Annotated in this window: 16 protein-coding genes; 14 read left to right on the plus strand and 2 right to left on the minus strand. The window is 73.3% G+C overall.

The features are described from left to right. Positions 1–155: 155 nt before the first annotated feature. The 3 genes from hemA to ispG all read left to right on the plus strand — a co-directional run bounded on the left by hemA (position 156) and on the right by ispG (position 4081). Positions 156–1379, plus strand: coding sequence for a 5-aminolevulinate synthase (gene hemA / locus A37W_RS0115785; RefSeq protein ID WP_018304008.1), 1224 nt, complete (start codon positions 156–158; stop codon positions 1377–1379). A 154-nt stretch (positions 1380–1533) separates the two neighbouring features. Next, positions 1534–2889, plus strand: a complete 1356-nt coding sequence (locus tag A37W_RS0115790; RefSeq protein ID WP_018304009.1) for a helix-turn-helix domain-containing protein — start codon at positions 1534–1536, stop codon at positions 2887–2889. Positions 2890–2947: 58 nt separating this feature from the next. Continuing rightward, entirely contained in the window at positions 2948–4081 is a 1134-nt protein-coding gene (gene ispG, locus A37W_RS0115795; protein ID WP_018304010.1) for a flavodoxin-dependent (E)-4-hydroxy-3-methylbut-2-enyl-diphosphate synthase, read from the plus strand. A gap of 218 nt (positions 4082–4299) precedes the next feature. Here the strand turns inward: ispG and A37W_RS0115800 are convergent, their stop codons facing one another. Beyond that, on the minus strand, positions 4300–5472 hold the full coding sequence (locus A37W_RS0115800; RefSeq protein WP_018304011.1) for an acetyl-CoA C-acyltransferase family protein: 1173 nt from the start codon (positions 5470–5472) through the stop codon (positions 4300–4302). Between the two features lie 123 nt (positions 5473–5595). Here A37W_RS0115800 and A37W_RS0115805 point away from each other — a divergent pair, with 123 nt between their 5' ends. From A37W_RS0115805 to selD, 9 genes are all read left to right on the plus strand, one after another. Then, positions 5596–6777, plus strand: coding sequence for a glycine C-acetyltransferase (locus A37W_RS0115805; RefSeq protein WP_018304012.1), 1182 nt, complete (start codon positions 5596–5598; stop codon positions 6775–6777). Between the two features lie 109 nt (positions 6778–6886). Continuing rightward, on the plus strand, positions 6887–7924 hold the full coding sequence (gene tdh / locus A37W_RS0115810) for an L-threonine 3-dehydrogenase (RefSeq protein WP_018304013.1): 1038 nt from the start codon (positions 6887–6889) through the stop codon (positions 7922–7924). 75 nt (positions 7925–7999) lie between these two features. After that, entirely contained in the window at positions 8000–9100 is a 1101-nt protein-coding gene (locus tag A37W_RS0115815; protein WP_018304014.1) for a hypothetical protein, read from the plus strand. A 412-nt stretch (positions 9101–9512) separates the two neighbouring features. After that, positions 9513–9761 carry a hypothetical protein gene (locus tag A37W_RS0115820; RefSeq protein WP_156169404.1) on the plus strand — a complete coding sequence of 83 codons (249 nt, stop codon included), beginning with the start codon at positions 9513–9515 and terminating at the stop codon, positions 9759–9761. A 41-nt stretch (positions 9762–9802) separates the two neighbouring features. Next, positions 9803–10459, plus strand: a complete 657-nt coding sequence (locus A37W_RS0115825) for an ABC transporter ATP-binding protein (protein ID WP_026198550.1) — start codon at positions 9803–9805, stop codon at positions 10457–10459. Between the two features lie 100 nt (positions 10460–10559). After that, positions 10560–12941 carry an ABC transporter permease gene (locus A37W_RS0115830; protein WP_018304017.1) on the plus strand — a complete coding sequence of 794 codons (2382 nt, stop codon included), beginning with the start codon at positions 10560–10562 and terminating at the stop codon, positions 12939–12941. Further along, the gene (locus A37W_RS0115835) at positions 12931–13989 is read left to right on the plus strand and encodes a lipocalin-like domain-containing protein (RefSeq protein ID WP_018304018.1); all 1059 of its coding nucleotides are present in this window, start codon (positions 12931–12933) and stop codon (positions 13987–13989) included. Before A37W_RS0115830 ends, A37W_RS0115835 begins: the two co-directional genes overlap by 11 nt. Continuing rightward, a complete protein-coding gene (locus A37W_RS0115840) occupies positions 13982–14518 on the plus strand; it encodes a pyridoxamine 5'-phosphate oxidase family protein (RefSeq protein ID WP_018304019.1) in 537 nt (178 codons plus the stop codon). The genes A37W_RS0115835 and A37W_RS0115840 overlap by 8 nt, the downstream gene beginning before the upstream one ends. Before the next feature lie 24 nt (positions 14519–14542). Then, positions 14543–16678, plus strand: coding sequence for a selenide, water dikinase SelD (selD, locus tag A37W_RS0115845; protein WP_018304020.1), 2136 nt, complete (start codon positions 14543–14545; stop codon positions 16676–16678). 289 nt (positions 16679–16967) lie between these two features. Here selD and mnmH read toward each other — a convergent pair whose 3' ends face one another. Further along, positions 16968–18026 carry a tRNA 2-selenouridine(34) synthase MnmH gene (gene mnmH / locus A37W_RS0115850; RefSeq protein ID WP_018304021.1) on the minus strand — a complete coding sequence of 353 codons (1059 nt, stop codon included), beginning with the start codon at positions 18024–18026 and terminating at the stop codon, positions 16968–16970. A gap of 319 nt (positions 18027–18345) precedes the next feature. On the opposite strand from mnmH, the gene A37W_RS0115855 reads away from it, so the two are divergent. Together A37W_RS0115855 and A37W_RS0115860 are read left to right on the plus strand one after the other, a co-directional pair. Then, on the plus strand, positions 18346–19848 hold the full coding sequence (locus A37W_RS0115855; RefSeq protein WP_018304022.1) for a malonate--CoA ligase: 1503 nt from the start codon (positions 18346–18348) through the stop codon (positions 19846–19848). A 328-nt stretch (positions 19849–20176) separates the two neighbouring features. Next, a complete protein-coding gene (locus A37W_RS0115860) occupies positions 20177–21343 on the plus strand; it encodes an MFS transporter (RefSeq protein WP_018304023.1) in 1167 nt (388 codons plus the stop codon). Positions 21344–21396: the final 53 nt, after the last annotated feature.

Consider the following 21396-nt stretch of genomic DNA (forward strand, 5'->3'; position numbering starts at 1 on the left):
GGGCGGGATTGCTGATCCAGATCAAGGCGACCCTTGTCGGCAAATGGTTCAACACTACGGAAAACCGCACCTGCGCAGACAAAATGTAGCAGTGTCATCCGCCGCTCGGCGGCGCTATAAGGCGGCGATCCTGCCGCAAGTTGGAAAGGTCACCCGTGGATTTCGACAAGGCACTCGACGGCGCCCTCCGCCGCCTCCACGACGAGGGGCGCTATCGCACCTTCATCGACATCGCGCGCGAGAGGGGGCAGTTCCCCCACGCCACCTGGCACCGTCCCGACGGGACCGAGCGGCCGGTGACGGTGTGGTGCGGCAACGACTATCTCGGCATGGGCCAGCATCCGGCGGTGCTGGCGGCGATGCACGAGGCGATTGACGCGGTCGGCGCCGGCTCGGGCGGGACGCGCAACATCAGCGGCACCACGGTCTACCACAAGCGGCTCGAGTCCGAGCTGGCGGATCTTCACGGCAAGGAGGCGGCGCTTCTCTTCACGTCCGCCTACATCGCCAACGATGCGACCCTGTCGACGCTGCCGCGGCTGTTCCCCGGCCTCATCATCTATTCCGACGAGCTGAACCACGCCTCGATGATCGAGGGCATCCGCCGCAACGGCGGCGCCAAGCGCATCTTCCGCCACAACGATGTGGAGCATCTGCGCGAGCTGATGGCCGCGGACGATCCGGCCGCGCCCAAGCTGATCGCCTTCGAGTCGGTCTATTCGATGGACGGCGACTTCGGCCCCATCGCCGCGCTCTGCGACGTGGCGGAGGAGTTCGGCGCGCTGACCTACCTCGACGAGGTTCACGCGGTCGGCATGTACGGCCCCCGCGGCGGCGGCGTGGCCGAGCGGGACCGGCTGACCCACCGGATCGACATCGTCAACGGCACGCTCGGCAAGGCGATCGGCGTGCATGGCGGCTACATCGCGGCCAGCGCGAAGATGGTCGACGCCATCCGCTCCTACGCGCCGGGCTTCATCTTCACCACGTCGCTGCCGCCCGCCGTGGCGGCCGGAGCCGCGACCTCGGTCGCGTGGCTGAAGGCGCATCCGGAGATCCGCGACCAGCACCAGACGCAGGCGAGGATACTCAAGACCCGCCTGCGCGGCCTCGGCCTGCCGATCATCGACCACGGCAGCCACATCGTGCCGCTGATCGTCGGCGACCCCAAGCACACCAAGCTGCTGTCGGACATGCTGCTCGACCAGCACGGCATCTACGTGCAGCCGATCAACTTCCCGACCGTGCCCCGCGGCACCGAACGGCTGCGCTTCACGCCGTCTCCGGTCCACGGTCCGCGCGAAATAGACGCGCTGGTGCACGCTCTCGATGCATTGTGGAGCAGATGCGCGCTCAACCGGCAGGAGCTGGCGGGCTGAATCGCGCCGATCGGGTCGATTCCGGTTTTCTGCGAATGCAGCCGGTTTTCGTGTATGCTAGCCCCACAAAAGGCAGGCACCGGTTCACGAATCGTCGGGGACGCGATAGCGATCCGGGACAACCTGCTCGGGGGCAGGCGAACGGGACAGCTGCATGATCGGGCGAGTCTACAAGCGCGAGCAGCCGGCGGAGAACGACGCCGAAGCCAAGGGCTTCGATGCGTTCGAGTTGCGGCTGGGCGACGTGATGCGGGGCGAGCGGGCGACGCTCGGCAAGTCCCTGCTCGACGTCCAGCGCGAGCTGAAGATCAAGGCCGCCTACATCGCCGCGATCGAGAACTGCGATCCCACCGCCTTCGACACGCCCGGCTTCATCGCGGGATACGTTCGCTCCTATGCTCGTTACCTCGGCATGGATCCGGACGAGGCCTTCGGCACCTTCTGCAACGAGAGCGGGTTCCGCCCCGCCCACGGCATGTCGCCGTCGGCGTCGGCCGCCCGGACGCCGCGCCCCGAGCAGCGGGTCCCGGACGAAGGGCCCGGTCGCGACATCTTCGCCTCGTCCGCGACCCCGTTCATCCCCGCAGGCGACAGCCTGTTCGCAGGGCTGGAGCCGCGCGCCCTCGGGTCGGTCGCCGTGCTGATTGCGCTGATCGGCGGTCTCGGCTGGGGGGCCTGGTCGGTGCTGCAGGAGGTGCAGAAGGTCCGCTTCGCGCCCGTGGAGCAGGCGCCGACGGTGGTGGCCGAGCTCGATCCCCTCGCCGGTGCGACCCGCCCCGAGGCGGTGGTGGCCGAGGTGCCGGACACCGTCCTGCCCTCGCCCGAGGCGCTGGATCGGCTGTACCGGCCGCAGGCCCTGGATGTGCCGGTGCTGGTCGCCCGGGACGGGCCCATCGCCAGCCTGTCGCCCCGCTCGGTCGGCGCGCTGCTGCCGCAGGTCGACAACGGCGCGCGCCTGCCCGGCGCTGTCCCGGCCGAGGGCGAGCGCTTCGCCGCGGCCGACGAGGCTGCCGGCCCCGTGGAAGCGGAGGTCGAGATTCCCACCGGCTCCGGCGCGGTGCCGCCGCAGCAGGTGGCGGCGTTGGGCGCGGGGCTGATGCCGCCGGGGATCGGTCCGGTGCCGCAGGTGACGTCGCCGGTGCCCGAGATGCAGATCGTCGCCGTCCGCCCGGCCTGGGTCCGCGTCCGGTCGGCCGAGGGCACGACGCTGTTCGAGAAGATCATGGACGCCGGCGAGACCTGGCAGATTCCCGTCACGGAAGAGCCGGCGACCCTGCGCGTGGGCGAGTCCGGCGCGCTCTACTTCGCGGTGAACGGCCAGCATTACGGCCCCGCCGGTCCGCGCGGTCAGATCACGTCCGACCTCGCCCTGTCGGCCGACACGCTGACGAGCGCCTACCAGGTCGCGGATCTCACCGCCGACACCGACTTGGCCGAGTTCGTCCGCTATGCCGAGGCGCAGATCGCCGCCCCGGCCGTGCCGGACGCGGAGGGCGCCGCGTCGGAATGACGCCGGCGCGTTGAAGGGCGGCGGCGCCCGCCATAGGTAGCGGCGCGTGGAGGCCCCGATGAGTCACAATCCCGTCCGCCCCTGGCGGAACATCGACCGGCGCAAGTCCCGCCGCATCATGGTCGGCTCGGTCCCGGTCGGCGGCGATGCCCCGATCTCGGTCCAGACGATGACCAACACGCTGACGACCGACGTCGCCGCGACCGTGGCGCAGGTTCAGGCCGCCGCCGAGGCGGGGGCCGACATCGTCCGCGTCTCGGTTCCCGACGAGGCGTCCTCGAAGGCGCTGCGCGAGATCGTGCGCGAGAGCCCGGTGCCCATCGTCGCCGACATCCACTTCCACTACCGCCGCGGCATCGAGGCCGCCGAGGCCGGCGCCGCGTGCCTGCGGATCAATCCCGGCAACATCGGCGACGCCAAGCGCGTGCGCGAGGTGACGCAGGCGGCCAAGGACCACGGCTGCTCGATCCGCATCGGCGTGAACGCCGGCTCGCTGGAGCGGCACCTGCTGGAGAAGTACGGCGAGCCGTGCCCGGACGCGATGGTGGAGAGCGCGCTCGACCACATCCGGCTACTCGAGGACAACGACTTCCGCGAGTACAAGATCAGCTGCAAGGCCTCCGACGTCTTCCTCGCCGCCGCCGCCTATCAGGCGCTGGCCGAGGCGACGGACGCGCCGCTGCACCTCGGCATCACGGAGGCGGGCGGGCTGATGACCGGCACGATCAAGAGCGCGATCGGCCTCGGCAACCTCCTCTGGATGGGGATCGGCGACACGATCCGGGTGTCCCTGTCCGCCGACCCGGTGGAGGAGGTGCGCGTCGGCTACGAGATCCTCAAGGGGCTCGGCCTGCGGCACCGGGGCGTGAACATCATCTCGTGCCCGTCCTGCGCGCGGCAGGGCTTCGACGTCATCAAGACGGTGGAAGTCCTTGAAAAGCGGCTGGAACATATCAAGACGCCGATGTCGCTGTCGATCATCGGCTGCGTGGTGAACGGCCCCGGCGAGGCGCTGATGACCGACGTCGGCTTCACCGGCGGCGGGGCCGGCAACGGCATGGTCTATCTCGCGGGGCGGCAGTCGCACCGGATGAGCAACGAGGCGATGGTCGATCACATCGTCGAGCAGGTCGAGAAGAAGGCCGCCGAGATCGAGGCGCGGGGCGTGGAGACGGCGACGGCGGCCGAGTAGGGTGGGTGAAACCCACCGCCGGAGCCACGTCACTGGCCCGGCGGCCGCCCGTGGTCACGCGGGGCGCCCGGCGGATCGGGGCCCCGGGTCAAGCCCGGGGCGCGACGGCTCATGCCCGGTGCGTGACACAGCCGGTGTGAAGACCCCGCCCCGGCCCTGAGCCGGGGCCTCGCGGGATCAGGCGCCCGGCCGCCCCACTTGGGACCTTGCCCCTCGCCCTACCGCTCCAGCGCCAGCGCGATCCCCTGGCCGCCGCCGATGCACATCGTCACCAGCGCGCGCCGCCCGCCGATCCGCTCCAGCTCGTACAGCGCCTTCACCGTCAGGATCGCCCCCGTCGCGCCGACCGGATGGCCGAGGGCGATGGCGCCGCCGTTGGGGTTCACCTTGTCGCCGTCGAGGCCCAGAGCCCGGCTGACCGCCAGCGCCTGCGCCGCGAAGGCCTCGTTCGATTCGATCACGTCGAAGTCGCCGGCGGACCAGCCCGTCTTCTCCAGCAGCTTCTCGACCGCCGGGATCGGCCCGATCCCCATCACCTCCGGCCGGACTCCCGCCACCGCGTAGCCGGCGATCCGCGCCCGGGGCGTTAGCCCCGCTGCCTCGGCTACATCGGCCCGCGCCAGCACCACGGCGGCCGCGCCGTCGTTGATCCCGCTGGCGTTGCCCGCCGTCACTGTGCCGTCCTTCTGGAAGACCGGCTTCAGCGCGGCCAGCTTCTCCGCCGACGTCTCCTTGGGATGCTCGTCCCGCGCGAACTGCACCTCGTCCCGCTTCACCCGCACCGTCACCGGGACGATCTGGTCGTCGAACCGCCCCTCGGCGATCGCGCGCGCCGCCCGCTGCTGGCTCGCCAGCGCGAAGGCGTCCTGGTCCTCGCGGGAAATGCCATGCTCGGCCGCCACGTTCTCGGCGGTGACGCCCATGTGCCCGGTGCCGAACGGGCAGTTCAGCGCGCCCAGCATCATGTCGCGCACGCGCACGTCGCCCATCTTGGCGCCCCAGCGCTGCCCGTCGACCACGAAGGGCGAGCGCGACATGCACTCCGCCCCGCCCGCCAGCGCGAAGTCGGCGTCGCCGAGCATCAGCGCCTGCGCCGCCGACACGATGGCCTGCGCGCCCGAGCCGCAGAGACGGTTGACGGTCATCGCCGGCACGCTGTCCGGGATGCCCGCCTGCATCGCGGCGATGCGGCCGACATACATGTCCTTCGGCTCGGTGTTGATGACGTGGCCGAAGACGACGGTGCCGATCCGCCCCGGCTCCACCCCCGCGCGCTCCATCGCCGCCTTGGCCGCGACGGTGCCGAGGTCATAGGGCGGCGTGCCGGCGAGGCTGCCGCCGAAGGTGCCGATGGCGGTGCGCGCGCCGCCGAGGATGACGATGTCGGTCATGAAGGCCTCCCGTTTGCGGAGTGACTCTACGCGCCTCGGCGCGGGCGGGAAGGGAAACGTCCCGTCAGGACCCCTCGGCCCCGGGCCCGCGTTGCGCTAGGACGGGACGGAAAAGGGGGCACCATGAGCCGATTCCTCGACGACATCGCCGGCCGGCTGGACGAGATCCGGGCCGAAGGCCTGTGGAAGACCGAGCGCGAGATCAGCGGCGCCCAGGGGCCGCGGGTGCAGGTGGACGGACGCGAGGTGATCAACCTCTGCGCCAACAACTACCTCGGCCTCGCGGACGATCCGCGGCTGGTGGAGGCGGCCAAGCGGGCGATGGACGAGGCCGGCTACGGCATGGCCTCGGTGCGGTTCATCTGCGGCACGCAAGGTCTGCACCGGCAGCTGGAGCGGCGGCTGGCGGCCTTCCTCGGCCACGAGGATTCGATCCTCTTCGCCGCCTGCTTCGACGCCAACGGCGCTCTGTTCGAGCCGCTGCTGGGACCGGAGGATGCGGTGGTCTCGGACGCGCTGAACCACGCCTCGATCATCGACGGCATCCGCCTGTGCAAGGCGCAGCGGTACCGCTACGCCAACTCGGACATGGACGAGCTGGAGGCGCGGCTGAAGGAAGCGCGGGAGGCCGGCGCCCGGCACGTGATGATCGCGACCGACGGCGTGTTCTCGATGGACGGCTACCTCGCCAAGCTGGCGGAAATCCGGGCGCTGGCGGACCGTTACGACGCGCTCCTCATGGTGGACGATTGCCATGCGACGGGCTTCATGGGGCCGAAGGGCGCGGGCACGCCCGCCCATTGCGGCGTCAGGGCGGACCTGCTGACCGGGACGCTCGGCAAGGCCCTCGGCGGCGCGCTCGGCGGCTACATCGCCGGGCCGCAGGCGGTGGTGGACCTGCTCCGCCAGAGGGCGCGGCCGTACCTGTTCTCCAACGCGCTGCCCCCGCCGGTGGTGGCGGCGGGGCTTACGGCGCTCGACCTCGTGGAGGCGGGGGACGACCTGCGGGCGCAATTGTTCGAAAACACGGCCTACTGGCGCGAGGGGCTGGACCGCCTCGGCTTCGACCTGCTGCCGGGCGAGCATCCGATCGTGCCGGTGATGCTGTACGAGGCCCCGAAGGCGCAGGAGATGGCGCGCGCGCTGTTCGAGGAAGGGGTCTACGTGTCCGGCTTCTTCTTTCCGGTCGTGCCGAAGGGCCGGGCGCGGATCCGCACGCAGATGTCGGCGGCGCTGACGCGCGCCGACCTCGACGAGGCGCTGGGCGCGTTCGAGCGGGCGGGCAGGACGGTGGGGGCGATATGAGCCGGGATGTCGCTGCGGGCCGGCACATCGCGCCCCGGCCCCCGCGCCGGGGCCCCGCAGGCAGGAGGCCCCGGGTCGGGCCCGGGGCGGGTATTCCCGGAGGGACCCGATGAGCAACATGATGCGCGCCCTGCAGAAGACGCACGCCGGCGAGGGGCTGGAGATGGTGCGCGTGCCGGTGCCGGAGATCGGGCCGGACGACGTGCTGATCCGGGTGAACAAGACCGGCATCTGCGGCACCGACATGCACATCTGGGCCTGGGACGAGTGGGCGGCGCGGACGGTGCCGGTGCCGCTGGTCACGGGGCACGAATTCGCCGGCGAGATCGTCGAGATCGGGCGCGACGTGGAGGATCTGAAGGTCGGGCAGCGCTGCTCGGGCGAGGGGCACCTGATCGGCCGCCATTCGCGGCAGAGCCGGGCCGGCAAGTTCCACCTCGACCCCGAGACGCGGGGCATCGGCGTGAACGAGCCCGGCGCCTTCGCCGAGTACCTGCGCCTGCCGGCCTTCAACGTGGTCCCGCTGCCTGACGCCATCGACGACGAGATCGGCGCGATCCTCGACCCGCTGGGCAACGCGGTCCACACGGCCCTGTCCTTCGACCTGGTGGGCGAGGATGTCCTGATCACCGGCGCCGGCCCCATCGGCATCATGGCCGCCGCGGTCGCCCGCCATGTCGGCGCGCGGCACGTCGTCATCACCGACGTGAACCCCGCCCGGCTGGACCTGGCGGCGAAGGTGGTGGACGTGGTCACGGTGAACGTGGCGGAGGAGGAGCTGCGCGACGTGTTCCCGCGGCTCAACATGAAGCAGGGCTTCGACGTCGGGCTCGAGATGTCGGGCAACCAGCGCGCGCTCGACCAGATGGTCGAGACGCTGACGATGGGCGGGCGGATCGCGCTCCTCGGCATCCCGCCCGGCAAGTCGCCGGTCGACTGGAGCCGCATCGTCTTCAAGGCGATCACGATCAAGGGCGTCTACGGCCGCGAGATCTTCGAGACCTGGTACAAGATGATCGCGATGCTCGAGAACGGGCTCGACGTGCGCGGGGTCATCACCCACCGGATGCGCGCGGACGCCTACCGCGACGGCTTCGCCACGATGGGGTCGGGCGCCTCGGGCAAGGTGGTCCTCGACTGGACCTGAGAGCGGTTTGACAAATCCTGTCGACGGGCGCACCCGTGCGCCCGTCCCGTCCCCCCGCGCCGCCCGGAGTCGTCCATGCCGTCCACGCCCTCGCCGCTCCGCCTGCTGCTCGCCGGCGGTCTCGGCTTCGCCATGATGGGCGCGCTGCCCGGCCTCTACGGCCTCGCCATTCCGGCCTGGACCGCACGGTTCGGGGCGGGCGGCGAGGGTCTGGTCCTGACGCTGCACGGCTTCGGCTCGTTCCTGGCGGTGATGGCGGGGCTGTTCGGCGTGCGGGGGTTGACGATCCGCGTGGCGCTGCTGCTGCTGGCGGCCGGGGCGGCGGGCCTCGGCCTCGGCGGCGGCTGGGCGGGGGTGATGGCGGCGGCGTTCGTGACCGGGACCGGCTTCGGGATGCTGTCGCTGATCGTGAACCGCCGCTTCCTGACCGAGTTCGGCGCCCGCGGGCCGGGCATGGTCGGCCTCGTGAACGCGGTCTACGGCGTGGGCGCGATCCTCGCGCCGCAGGCGGTGGTTCTGGCGGGAGAGCGGATCGGGCCGGTCTACCTCGGCCTCGCGATCCTGCTCGCGGCCATCGTGCCGGTTGCCCAGCCGGCGCCGCGGGTGCCGGCGGCGGCGGGGCTGCCGCCGCTGCATGCCGGGCGGCTGTCGATCCTCGGCTTCGTCTTTGCCGCCGTGATGCTGGAGGTCGGGCTGTTCGGCTACGGTCCGTCGGCGCTGCTGGCGCTCGACCTGCCCACGCGGCGGGTGGCGCTGCTGACGTCCGGCTTCTTCGCGGCCTTCCTGCTGGCGCGGCTCTCGCTCTACTGGCTGGCGGACCGGGTGCGGCCCGAGCACCTGTTCCTCGGCGGTTTCGTCGGCGTGGTCGCCGCCATGGCCGCGGCGATGCTCGGCGCGCCCGAGGCGGGCTTCGCCCTGTCGGGCGCGGCGGTCGGCATCCAGTTCCCCACCTTCTACGTCTGGGCCGCGCGGGTCTTCGGCAGCGACCCCCGCTACGGCTCGGTCCCGCTGATCGGCTCGCTCGCCGCGGCTACGCTGGGGCCGCTCCTTCTGGTGCCGGTGCTGGCGGCGGGCGGTGCGACGGCGCTGTTTCCGGCCGCGCTCGCCATCGCGGCGGTGGCGGCGGTCGCCCTCGTCGTCAGCCTGCCGCGGATCGGGCGCTTGGCCGCGGCGTGACGCCCTTCGGCGTTCGCCCGGTCGCAGGGCCTGCTCCTCTCCTTCGTATGTCGGGCAAACACGCCTCGATCGCGGTCGGCTTGCACGACGCCGGGGCGGAGGCGCTGGCGGAGAGGTCGTCGCCTGTGCCGGGGAAGCGATCAAGTGCCGGGTTTCCCCCCAAATGCGCGTCTGTCAGACTTGCTGCGAGTCGTCGGAGCGTCGGGACGAACTGGCTTCGCCGGCGCCTTCGGCGTCCGTGACCCCCCGCCGGGTCGCGAGAGCGGCGCGGGGGGAGGGGAAATCCGGCGGCTGCTCGGGGGGCCACCTCGCGGCGGCGCCGCACCTTCTGGAGGGGCCGGGGGCGTGGTCGAGGTCGGGTCTCCGATGCGGGGCCGGAGTACCTCTCGACGGATCTGTGGGTGGTGCCATGATGGCGATCTGGTTGCTTCAGGGGGCGGCGTTCCTGGCGTGGGCGGCGCTGATGTTCCGCACCCTGTTCCTGCTGCGGCGACGCGCGGCGGACCGGACGGGCGCGATGTTCCCGGGTCCGCTCACGTTCCTGGCGGAGGTTCGCATCTGGCTGCGCGATCCGGGGGAGCGGGGTCCTCGACGGGCGTTGAGCCTCGTCACGCTTGCGCTGATCGGGCTGACGGGACTGAATGCCGCAGCGATGCCGTGACGGCTTTCCCCGCGGCGGCCGCGGCTTAGCTGGGTAGGTCGATGCTGTTGCGTGTGCGCGATCTCACCAAGACCTATCCCGGCGCCGAGGGGCCGGTGCAGGTGCTGTCGGGTATCGACCTCGACCTCGGGGACGGCGAGACCCTGGCGCTGACCGGCGAGAGCGGGTCGGGGAAGTCGACGCTGCTGCACCTGATTGCGGGGCTGGAGCCGGCGGATGGCGGGACGATCCTGCTGGCCGGGAAGGATGTCGGCAAGCTGGGCGACGGTGGCCGCGCGGCGCTGCGCCGCGGGACGGTGGGCGTTGTGTTCCAGCAGTTCAACCTGATCCCGTCGCTCACGGTGGCGGGCAACATCGCCTTTCAGGCGCGCCTGGCCGGGCGTCACGACCCGGACGGAGCGGCGCAGCTGGCCCAGCGGCTGGGCCTCGGCGATCATCTGGCCAAGTATCCCGAAGCGCTGTCGGGCGGGCAGCAGCAGCGGGTCGCGATTGCGCGGGTCCTGGCGGCGCGGCCGCGGCTGGTGCTGGCGGACGAGCCGACGGGGAACCTCGACGAGGCGACGGCGGAGCGGGTGCTGGATCTGATGCTGGAGCTGGTGGCCGAGGCCGGGGCGGCGCTGATGGTGGTGACGCACTCCGAGCGGCTGGCGTCGCGGCTGGGGCGGCGGGCGCACCTGTCCCGCGGGCGGATCGCGTGAGGGGGGGCGGGCAGAAGGGGCGCTGCCCCTCTTGGCCCCGGGACAGGCCCGGGGCCAATTCACCCCGGAGGTATTTGGGGCAAGATAGGGGACAGGAGCGGTGATCCGGGTGGTTCTCGGCGCGCTCCTGTCCGGGTGGCGGCGGGCGCCGTTGCAGCTGGTGACGCTGCTGGCGGGGCTGGCGCTGGCGACGGCGCTGTGGGCCGGGGTGCAGGCGATCAACGCCGAGGCGCGGGCGAGCTACGACGCGGCGGCGGCGACGCTGGGCGAGGGGCGGTTCGACCAGATCGTGGCGGCGGACGGCGGGGCGATCCCGCGGGAGACCTACGTGGCGCTGCGGCGGGCCGGGTGGCTGGTCTCGCCGGTGATCGAGGGGCGGCGGGACGGGGTGCGGGTCGTCGGACTCGATCCGCTGACGGCGCCGGGCGGGCTGGGGCCGGTGGACCTCGACGAGGGCGAGGTCGGCGCGTTCCTCAGCGAGGCGGGCGCGGTCTACGGGCGGGCGGACGCGCTGGCGGCGTTGGGTGACGTCGCGCCGGCGAAGGTCGTGGCGCCGGAGGTGGCGCCGGGGACCGTGCTGACGGACCTGCGGGTGGCGGCGCGGCTGCTGCCGGAGGCGGGGATCGGGCGGCTGATCGTGGCGGACGTGCAGCCGCTGGGGCGGCCGGCGCTGGAGGAGGTGGCGCCCGGGCTCTCGCTGCGGAGCGCGCAAGGCGCGGCGGACGTCGGGCGGCTGACCGACAGCTTCCACCTGAACCTGACGGCGTTCGGCGCGCTGGCCTTCGTCGTCGGGATCTTCATCGTGCACGGCGCGATCGGGCTGGCGTTCGAGGAGCGGCGGCCGGTGATCCGGACGCTGCGGGCGCTGGGCGTGCCGCTGGGGCCGCTGATGGCGGTGATCGGAGCGGAACTCGTGGTGCTGGCGCTGGTCGCCGGGGCGGTCGGGCTGGCGCTCGGCTACCTGATCGCGGCGGCTTTGCTGCCGGACGTGGCGGCGACGCTGGGCGGGCTCTACGGCGCGGAGGTGGCGGGGAGCCTGTCGTTTCGGCCAGGCTGGGCGCTGGCGGGCCTTGGCATGACGCTTGTCGGGACGGCCGTGGCGGGCGGCGGGGCGCTGCTGGCTCTGGCGCGGATGCCGGTGCTGGCGGCCGCGCGGCCGCGGGCCTGGGCGATGGCCGGCGGGCGGCGGCGGGCGCGGCAGACGGCGGGCGGGCTGGCGCTGCTGGTGCTGGCGGCGCTGGTCCTGTGGCGGGGCGGCGGGCTGGTCGCGGGGTTCGCGGGGCTGGGCGCCTTGATGCTGGGCGGGGCGCTGATGCTGCCGCCGCTCCTCGATCTCGCGCTGGCGGCGGGGGCGCGGACGGCGCGACGGCCGGTGGCGGACTGGTTCTGGGCCGACAGCCGGCAGCAGCTGCCCGGCCTGTCGCTGGCGCTGATGGCGCTGCTCCTCGCCATGGCGGCGAATGTGGGCGTCTCGACGATGGTGTCGTCCTTCCGGGTCACGTTCGAGCGGTTCCTCGACCAGCGGCTGTTCGCGGACCTCTACGTGCAGGCAGAGGACGGCGAGCAGGCGGCGCGGATCGAGGCCGTCGCCGTGGCGGCCGGGGCCGAGGTGCTGCCGCGGGTGGGCGTCGAGGCGACGCTGGCGGGCCAGCCGGGCGAGGTGCTTGCGGCGCGGGAGAGCGCGGCGTTCGAGGCGAACTGGCGGTTCCTGGACGCCGCGCCGGAGCCGTGGGCGGGGGTCTGGGCGGGCGAGGGGGTTCTGGTCAACGAGCAGCTGGCGCGGCGGTCCGGCCTCGGCCCCGGCGACAGGCTGGAGGTGGTCGAGGGGACCGGTCTGCCGATCCTCGGGGTCTACGGCGACTACGGCAATCCGGTGGGGCAGGCGGTCGTCGGGGAGGCGCTGTTCCGGCAATTGTACCCGGAGGCGGAGGCGACGCAGTTCGGCATCAGCGGCGCGGATCCGGGCGCGCTGGCGGAGGGGCTGACGTCACAGGCGGGTCTGCCCGCGGGGGCGATCACCGATCAGGCGGCGGCGAAGCGGTTCTCGCTGGCGGTGTTCGAGCGGACGTTCAGCGTGACCGGCGCCTTGAACGTGCTGACGCTGGCCGTGGCGGGGTTCGCGATGCTGATGAGCCTCTTGACGCTGGCGGGGATGCGCCTGCCGCAGCTGGCGCCGGTCTGGGCGCTGGGGCTGACGCGGGCGCGGCTCGGGCGCCTCGACCTGGTGCGGGCGGTGATGCTGGCGGCGTTCACGGCCGTTCTTGCAATCCCGCTGGGGCTGGCGCTGGCGTGGGTGCTGCTCGCGGTCATCAACGTGGAGGCGTTCGGCTGGCGGCTGCCGATGATCCTGTTCCCGTGGGACTATGTCCGGCTGGTCCTGCTGGCGCTGGTGGCGGGCGGCCTCGCCGCGCTGTGGCCGGCGTGGCGGCTGGCGCGGACGCCGCCGGCGGTGCTGCTGAAGGTGTTCTCGGGTGAGAGGTAGGCGCGCCTTCCTCGCGCGGCTCGCGGCGCTGTCGGTGCTGGTCCCCGTGCGCGCGGCCGCGCAGGGCTTCGCCGGCCTCGCGACCGAGGCGGAGGGGTTCACGCTGCCGCGGCCGGACCCGACCTTCTCGTTCCCGGCGGATCACGGGCCGCACCACGACTTCCGGATCGAGTGGTGGTACGTCACCGCCAACCTCAAAGGGCCGGACGGCACGCCCTACGGCGTGCAGTGGACGCTGTTCCGCAGCGCCCTCGCCCCCGCGGAGGCGGAGGGGTGGGACAGCCCGCAGGTCTGGTTCGGCCACGCCGCGCTGACGACGCCCGAGCGGCACTTCGCGACCGAGCGCTACGCGCGGGGCGGCATCGGGCAGGCGGGCGTGACGGCGGAGCCGTTCGCGGCCTGGATCGACGAGTGGCACCTGCAGGGCGAGACGCTGAGCGACGTGGCGATGGCGGCGACGGGGCCGGACTTCGGCTACGACCTGGCGTTGGTGGCCGAAGGACCCCTGGTGTTCCACGGCGAGGGCGGCTTCTCGGTCAAGTCGGACGCGGGGCAGGCGAGCTACTACTATTCGCAGCCGTTCTACCGGGCGGAGGGGCGGCTGCTGCTGCCGTCGGGCACGGTGGAGGTGACGGGGCGGGCGTGGCTCGACCGGGAATGGTCGTCGCAGCCGCTGGAAGAGACGCAGGAGGGCTGGGACTGGTTCTCGCTGCACTTCGAGAGCGGGGAGCGGCTGATGTTGTACCGCCTGCGCGAGAGCGGGGGCGGCGCCTACACCGCCGCCACCTGGATTGCGGCTGACGGCACGGCGGAGGCGGTGCCGGACGGGTATGCCACCGCCGAGCCGCTGGAGAGCGGGGAGGTCGCGGGGCGGCAGGTGCCGCTGGTCTGGCGGCTGCGCTGGCCGGAGCGGGGGCTCGACGTGGTGACGCGGCCGGTGAATCCGAACGCGTGGATGGGGCTGACGATCCCGTACTGGGAGGGGCCGGTGAGCGTGGAGGGTTCGCATGACGGGCGGGGATACCTGGAGATGACGGGATATGAGTGACCTGGCGGCGTTCCTCGCCGAGGGGTGGGCGGCGCTGGAGGCGGCGAGCCGGGACGCGGACGATCCGATGCGGCTGGTGGCGCTCGCCTCGCTGGGGGCGGAGGGCCCGCAGGCGCGGTTCGTGGTGCTGCGGCGGGCGGATGCGCGGGCGGCGGAGCTGGAGGTGCACACCGACAGCGCGACGCCCAAGGTCGAGGAGCTGAGCGCCGATCCGCGGGCTGCGCTGGTGGCGTGGTCGCCCGAACGGCGGCTGCAGGTGCGCGCAACGGGGCGCGTCGGCATCCGGGCGGGGACGGCGGCGGAGTGGGCGTTGGTGCCGGCGGAGGCGCGCGTGAGCTACGGGACGGAGCCGCGGCCGGGGACGCCGATCGACGGCGCCTACGCCTACGACAAGCCGGCGCGGGAGGAGCGGTTCGCGGTGCTGATCCTGCATGTCGAGGCGATGGACCTCGTCCACCTGCCGGAGCGGCACCGGCGGGCGCGGTTCCTGCGCGGCGACGGCTTTCGGGGGCAGTGGCTGGCACCCTGAGGGCGGTCGGCCTATCACACCGGCATGGACAGCCTGCCCCTCACCCGCGACCTCGTGCTGATCGGCGGCGGCCATACCCATGCGCTGGTCCTGCGGCGCTGGGCGATGCAGCGCCTGCCGGGGGTGCGGGTGACGGTGATCGACCCGGCACCCGCGGCCGCCTATTCGGGGATGCTGCCGGGCTTCGTCGCCGGGCATTACACGCGGGACGATCTCGACATCGACCTGCACAGGCTCGCCGCAGCCGCGGGGGCGCGGCTGGTCTTGGGGCGTGCGACGGCGCTGGATCCGGCGGCGCGGTCCGTGTCGGTCGAGGGGCGACCGGACATCCCCTACGACGTGGCCTCGGTCGATATCGGCATCACCTCGGCCATGCCGGAGCTGCCGGGCTTCGCGGAGCACGCGGTGCCGGCCAAGCCGCTGGGGCCGTTTGCAACCCGCTGGGACGCCTTTGCGACGGGAACCGGCGCTGCGCGCATCGCGGTGATCGGCGGCGGCGTCGCGGGGGCGGAGCTGGCGATGGCGATGGCCTGGCGTCTGCGGGGCGAGGGGCGGGCGGCCGAGATCGTCGCGATCGACCGCAGCGCCGCCCTGAAGGAAGCGACGGAGCGGGGGCGGCGCATCCTGCGCGAGCGGCTGGCGGCGCTGGGCGTGACGCTGATCGAGCACGCCTCGGTCGCGGAGGTGACGGCGGACGGCGTGCGGCTGGAGGACGGGCGGCAGATCGCCGCCGATCTGACGGTCGGTGCGGCGGGGGCCGTCGCGTGGGACTGGTTGGCCGGGACGGGACTGGAGACGCAGGACGGGTTCCTCGTCATCGACCGGTTCCTGCGAACGTCCGACCCGGCGGTCTTTGCGGCCGGCGACTGCGCCCACATGGCCGACAGCCCGCGCCCGAAGGCCGGGGTCTACGCCGTGCGGCAGGCGCCGGTGCTGCACGCCAACCTGCGGGCTGCGCTCTCGGGCGGGCGGCTGACGGCGTACCGGCCGCAGAGGGACTACCTGAGGTTGATCTCTCTCGGCCGGAAAGCGGCTGTGGCCGAGAAGTGGGGGCAGGCGATCGCCGGGCCTCTGCTGTGGCGGTGGAAGGACCGGATCGACCGGCGCTTCATGGACCGCCTGAACGACGTGCGCCCGATGGAGCGGCCGCCGCTGCCGCCGCTCGTCGCGGACGGGGTGCGCGAGGCGCTGGGCGACAAGCCGATGTGCGCCGGCTGCGGCGCCAAGGTCGGGCGCGGGGCGCTGCGGGCGGCGCTGGGAGACGGTCCGCCGGGCGACGACGCGGCGGTGCTGGAGATCGGCGGGGCGCGGCAGGTGATCTCGGCCGACCACCTGCGGGCGGTGGTCGCCGATCCGTGGCTCGCGACCCGGATCGCCGCGGTACACGCGCTTGGCGACGTCTGGGCGATGGGCGCCCGGCCGCAGGCAGCGCTGGCGAGCCTGATCCTGCCGCGCATGTCGGCCGAGCTGCAGGAGCGGACATTGCGCGAGATCATGGCCGCCGCGCGTGACGTGATGGACGCGGCGGGGGCGGAGATCGTCGGTGGGCACACCTCGCTGGGGGACGAGCTGACGATCGGGTTCACGGTGACGGGCCTCTGCGCGCGCGACCTGGTGACGCTGGCGGGCGCGCGGCCGGGGGATGCGCTGGTGCTGACCAAGGCGCTGGGCTCGGGCGTGGTGATGGCCGGCGCGATGGCGGGACGCACGCGGGGCGCCGACCTGGCGGCGTGCCACGACGCGATGGCGGCGGGGCAGGGGGCGGCCTCCCGCCTGCTCGCACGGGCGGCGCATGCGATGACCGACGTGACGGGCTTCGGCCTCGCGGGGCATCTCGGCGGGATTTGCGAGGCGTCGGGCGTCGCGGCGGAGGTGGACCTCGCCGCGCTGCCGCTGCTGCCGGGGGCCGAGGCGATGGCGGCGGCGGGGGTGCGGTCGTCGCTGTGGGCCGACAACCGCGGCGGGGCGGGGCCGGTCTTCGGGGCGTCCGGGGCGCGGGGGGACCTGATGTTCGATCCGCAGACCGCCGGCGGGCTGCTGGCGGCGGTGCCGGGGGACATGGGCGAGGGGCTGGTCGCCGAGTTGCGGGCAGCGGGGTACGACGCCGCCGTGGCGATCGGGCGGATCGTGGAGGGCGCGCCCGGGGTGGCCTGCAAGTGATTTGACGGGAGGGCAGCGGCTGGCCGAGGGCAGACGCTCCGACGCTGCGGTAGGAGCGCTATCTCGCCACCCCCGCAGAACCCCTATCGTCTCGCAGGTGGAGAGGAAGCGTCCGGCCGGGGGGCGGCCAGACGCTGCCCGGGCCGCTGGCGCGGCTCATTCCGGGCGGGGGCATGTGGAACCATCGCGCTGGAAACGCTGGCCGGGTCTTGAGCCGGGGATTGGGCCGTACGCCAGGATCCGCGAGGCCCCGGCTCGAGGCCGGGGCGCGGACCGCTGCGTGCGCCGGTCAGTCCGGTCCGCGCTCCATGATCGCGCGGATCTGCGCGGCCGCCGCGTCGAGCGATCCCGTCTCCAGGTCCGGCACCGCGACCTCCGCCAGCACGTCCGCCCCGATGGTGGCGCGGGACTTGGCGTAGGCGGGGTCGTAATGCTGCTCGGCCAGCGCGCGGGTCAGGTCGACGCGGCGGCCCTCGTCGATGAGGGCGAACCAGCCGTCCACGACCTCGCCGCCGCGCAGGCGGCGCAGGTACGACAGCTTTTCCTTCAGGCCCTCGTCGTCGGACAGGATGTCGTCGTAGGCGCGGGCGAGGTAGCGGGCGCGGGACTCCACCGGCGCGGCGACCTCGATGCGCGGCGCGGCCTTCATCGCGGCCCACATCGCGGGCGGGATCAGGATGTCGCCGACCTTGTTGCTCTCCGCCTCGACCAGCACCGGGCGGGCCGGGTCGAGCCGCGACAGAGCGACGGCGAGGTCGGTCTCGAAGGCCTTCTGGTCCGGCTGGCCGCCGGGCATGGCGCCCAGCAGCGAGCCGCGGTGGCGGGCGAGGCCCTCGAGGTCGATCACCTGCCCGCCGCGCGCCGCCACCAGACCGAGGAGTTCGGTCTTCGCCGTGCCGGTGAAGCCGTCGAGCAGGATCAGGCGGTGCGGCACGCGCCCCGCATACAGGCTGGCATGGACGAGGCGGCGGTACGAGCGGTAGCCGCCCTCCACCACCTCGGCGCGCCAGCCGATCTCGCGCAGCATCCAGCCGAACGAGCCGGATCGCTGCCCGCCCCGCCAGCAATAGACCAGCGGCCGCCAGCCGCCCTCGTGATGGGCGAGCGGTCCCGCGATGTGGCGCGCGGCGTTCTGGAAGACGAGCGCGGCGCCGATCTTGCGGGCGAGGAACGGGCTCTGCTGCACGTAGATCGTGCCGACTCGCGCCCGCTCCTCGTTGTCGAGGACGGGCAGGTTGATCGCGCCGGGGACGTGATCCTCGGCGTATTCGGCCGGGGAGCGGACGTCGATCACGGTGTCGAAGCCGTGGGCGAGCAGGTCGAGGAGCGTGTCGAAGCGGAGCGCCATGGGATCGGGCGTAGCCGAGGCGGCGGCGGGGGGAAAGGGGCGCTGCCCCTCTTGGCCCCGGGACAGGCCCGGGGCCAATTCACCCCGGAGGTATTTGCAGCAAGATAGGGGAGCGGGGCGGTCGTCCGATCGGGAAGGGGGCACGGGATGGTCAGGCGGTCTGCAAGGCAGGAGGGGGGGGCGCTTCCCATCCCGCGTGGGGGGCGCTGCTCCTCATGGCCTCCCGGCCCCCTCCGGAGCAGGACAGGGGAGCGGGTCGGGCCTTGACCCCGGCGGCGTGCGCGGCATGACGGGGGCGGGAAGCGCAGGAGGACGCGGGATGGGCAATCCGCTGTGGGAGGCGCTGTTCGCGCCGCACGAGGGGGCCGGGACGCCGTTCCTGCACCTGCCGGACGGGGCGGTGCTGACGCATGGCGCGTTCCTCGACCGGGCGGCGCGGATGGCGACGGCGCTCCGGCAGGCGGGCGCGGGCCCGGGCGACCGGATCGCGGTGCAGGTGGAGAAGTGCCCCGACATGCTCGCCGTCTATGCGGCCTGCGTGAAGGCGGGGATCGTGTTCCTGCCGCAGAACACCGCCTACACGCCGGCGGAGGTCGACTACTTCGTCGGCGATTCCGGTGCGCGGCTGCTGCTGGCGGATCCGGCGGCGGAGGGGCTGGCCGCGGTGGTGGAGCGTCACGGCGCGGCGCTGATGACGCTGGCGGGCGGCGGGGCGGGGAGCCTCGCGGCGGCGGCCGACGGGGCGGCGCCGATGGCGCGGGTGGAGGCGGCGGGCGAGGACGACCTGGCGGCGATCCTCTACACCTCTGGCACGACCGGGCGGTCCAAGGGGGCGATGCTGTCGCAGCGGAACCTGCTGTCGAACGCGCAGGCGCTGGCGACGGCGTGGGGGTTCACGGCGGACGACGTGCTGATCCACGCGCTGCCAATCTTCCACACGCACGGGCTGTTCGTGGCCACCAACATCTCGCTCCTCGCCGGGGGGGCGATGATCTTCCTGCCCAAGTTCGACGCGGACGCCGTGATCGACGCGCTGCCGCGGGCGACGTCGATGATGGGGGTGCCGACCTTCTACACGCGCCTTCTGGCGTCGGAGCGGTTCACGCGCGAGGCCGCGGCGCACATGCGCCTCTTCGTCTCCGGCTCCGCGCCGCTGCTGGCCGAGACGCACCGCGCGTTCGAGGCCCGCACCGGCAGCCGGATCCTCGAGCGGTACGGCATGACCGAGACCAACATGAACACCTCGAACCCGCTGGTGGGCGAGCGGCGGGCGGGGACGGTCGGGCCGGCTCTGCCGGGGGTGGAGGTGAAGGTCTGCGACGGCGAGGGGCGGGAGCTGCCGCGGGGCGAGATCGGCACGGTGGAGGTGCGGGGGCCGAACGTGTTCCTCGGCTACTGGCAGATGCCCGAGAAGACGGCGGAGGAGCTGCGCCCAAGCGGGTTCTTCAACACCGGCGATCTCGGCGTGATGGCGCAGGACGGGTACCTCACCATCGTCGGACGGGCGAAGGACCTCGTGATCTCGGGCGGACTCAACGTCTATCCCAAGGAAGTGGAGGACGCGCTCGACGCCCTGCCGGGGGTCGAGGAGAGCGCGGTGATCGGCGTGCCGCATCCCGACCTCGGCGAGGCGGTCGTCGCGGTGGTGGTGCCGGAGGCGGGGTACGCGCCGGACGAGGCGGGGCTGCTGGCGGGGCTGGCGGATCTGGCGGGCTTCAAGCGGCCGAAGCGGATCGTGCTGGTGGGCGAGCTGCCGCGGAACACGATGGGCAAGGTGCAGAAGGCGGCGCTCCGGGCGGCCCATGCGGGGCTGTTCGGGTAGGGGGTTCGGTATTCCATCGTGGGACGGCCCGTCGCACGAGGCCCCGGCTCGGGGCCGGGGCGGGTCGGTCGGGGTGGCACAGGTCACGCCGGACGATGCCGCGGCCCACCCGTCCCGAGCCTGACCCGGGACCCCGCGCGATGACGCCCTCCCGGAGGTCAGAAGCGGAGTCGGACGGCGGGCGCGGGCTTGCGGGAGGCACCGTCTCGGGGCCGGGGCGGCCCGGGCGGGGCGCGGCGGTCGAGGCGCCGGCGGTCGCGCGGTGCGCAGCCGCTTGCCGTCCCCGCCGCGGCATGTCACCCCGCCCCGGGAAGAGGGGGAGGGGCGGATGCGCATCGGACTGGCGGTTCTGGTGGTGGCCTACGCGCTGTCGCAGTTCTACCGCGCCTTCCTGGCCGTTCTCGCGCCGACGCTGATCGACGAGATCGGCGCGACTCCCGAGGGGCTCGCCACTGCGTCGGGGCTGTGGTTCCTCGTCTTCGCCGGCATGCAGATCCCCGTCGGCTGGGCGCTCGACCGGGTCGGGCCGCGCTGGACGGCGGCGTTGCTGCTGGCCCTCGGCGGGGGCGGCGGTGCGGCGGTCTTCGCCGCGGCGGCGGGGCCGGGCGCGGTCACCTGGGGGATGGTGCTGCTCGGCATCGGCTGCTCGCCGGTGCTGATGGCGTCCTACTACATCTTCGCGCGGATCTACTCGCCGCGGGTCTTCGCGACGCTCGCCGGGGCGGTGATCGGCCTCGGCAGCCTCGGCAACATCGCCGCCGCCTCGCCGATGGCCTGGGCGGTGGAGGCGTTCGGCTGGCGCGAGACGCTGTGGGGGCTGGCGGCCGGATCGCTGGCCGTGGCGGCGCTGATCGCGCTGACGGTGCGCGACCCGGCGCGGGTGGAGGGCGGGGCGCGGGGCGGCCTGCTCGACCTGCTGCGGATCCGGGCGCTGTGGCCGATCCTGGTATTGACGGCGGTCAGCTACGCCCCGTCGGCCAGCCTGCGGGGGCTGTGGGCCGGGCCCTACGTCGGCGAGACCTTCGGAGCGGACGCGATCACCATCGGCCGTGTCGCGCTGATGATGGGGCTCGCGATGATCGCGGGCAATTTCCTGTACGGCCCGCTGGACCGGCTGTTCGGGACGCGAAAATGGGTCGTCTTCGGCGGCAACGCGATCTGTGCGGCGTCGTGCCTCGCGCTTGCGCTGGCGCCGGCGTCGGGGCTGGTGACGGCGACCGCGCTCCTGATGATCGTCGGCGCCTCGGGCGCGTCCTACCCCGCCATCGTCGCCCATGCCCGCGCCTTCGCGCCGGCGCATCTTGCCGGGCGGGGCGTGACGCTGGCCAACCTGTTCTCGATCGGCGGGGTGGGGGTGATGCAGCTGGCCACCGGACCGGTCTTCGAGACGGGCGCGGACCCGGTCGCCGGCTTCCAGAGACTGTTCCTGTTCTACACGGCGCTGCTGGCCGCGGGCCTCGTCGCCTACCTCTTCGCCGAGGACCGGCTGGACTGACCCCTTTCGCCACGGCAGCCCGCGCGATATAGCGCCCCGTCCGCAAGGACGCT

This window comes from Wenxinia marina DSM 24838, from assembly GCF_000379485.1.
GTDB lineage: Bacteria > Pseudomonadota > Alphaproteobacteria > Rhodobacterales > Rhodobacteraceae > Wenxinia > Wenxinia marina.